Annotated in this window: 1 protein-coding gene; it reads right to left on the reverse strand. The window is 63.8% G+C overall.

From position 1 onward, the window contains the following. Positions 1–141 precede the first annotated feature (141 nt). Complete coding sequence (locus EFR00_RS32750) at positions 142–1,170, reverse strand: IS5 family transposase (RefSeq protein WP_086155879.1); 1,029 nt, start codon at positions 1,168–1,170, stop codon at positions 142–144. Positions 1,171–1,230: the final 60 nt, after the last annotated feature.

Below are 1,230 nucleotides of genomic sequence, written 5' to 3' on the forward strand. Positions count from 1 at the left end.
GGGGACTGTTGCATAACCGGCGTTGCAGCTTGGGTCAGGCGATTGCCGTCATCTGTGCTTGCCCCGCTTCGGTGTGTGGCGGGGTGATGGTGGCTGAATTTGATGATTTGGCAGGCAGCTGGACGGAGTCCGCCCCTTGGGTCAGCTGGTCAGCGTCACCCAGCGGCGCATATTGAAGGCGATCGCGGTCATCAACACCTGGGCTTCGGCCTTGGCCAGGCCGCGATAGCGGATGAGCGACAGGCCCATGCGCCGTTTCCATGTAGCAAAGGTCGTCTCGACGGCCGCCCGCCGCCTGGCGATCAGCGTGTTCAGGCGCTGCAGCCGGGGCGGCAATGTCTTATGGTGTTTGTTGGGCCGGCGCATCAGTCGGGCCTTGATGCCTCTGGCCTTTAACTCTTTGGCCCGAGCATGGGTATGATAGGCGCTGTCGGCCAAAACCGCCCGTTCGTCGCCGCAGATCAGCGCCTCGGCGCAGACCGTGTCGTTGACATTGGCCGGCGTCGTCTTCACCCGGCGGATCAGGCCGGAGTCCTGATCGACGCCGACATGGGCCTTGTAGCCATAAGACGAGCCCTGCCGGCCCTTGCGGCGCGTGAAGCGGGCATCGGGATCGCTCAGCCTGAGCGGCGAGGCCCCATCCCTATCGGCCGGCTGGTCGTCCACTGACTGTTCCGGCACCTGCTGCCCGGGCAGTCGCTCGCGGGGTGGGCGCGCCGCGCCGGTCTCGATGATCGTCGCATCCAGCATCGTGCCGCGCCGCAGGATGAGCCCGGCCGCGTCCAATTGCCGGTCGAGTTCGCCAAACAGCTTCTCCAAGACACCGGCTTCGGTCAAAAGGTTGCGGAACCGACACAGCGTCGTGTGGTCGGGAACGGCCGCCTCCAGGCTCAGCCCGGCAAAACGGCGAAACGACAGCCGGTCATACAGGGCCTCTTCCAATTCCGCATCCGAAAGACCGTACAGCGACTGCAGCAGCAGCGCCTTGAACATCACCAGCGGTGGATAGGCCGGCCGACCGGCCGACGCCTCGGCCCGCAGCCCCCGCAACAGCTTCTCGAATCGATACCACTTCACCAGACCACATAGGCGGTCCAGACGCCCGCTGCCGCCTGCCTGCGGCAACAACGCATCAACAAAGCTGAATTGACCCGTCTGCTTCACCGCCATCCAAATCATCTCCGTTCAAAAACAACGGAATCATATTCTCAGCATTTTGCAACAGTCCCC

The organism is Rhizobium sophoriradicis (assembly GCF_003939025.1).
Classification (GTDB): domain Bacteria; phylum Pseudomonadota; class Alphaproteobacteria; order Rhizobiales; family Rhizobiaceae; genus Rhizobium; species Rhizobium sophoriradicis.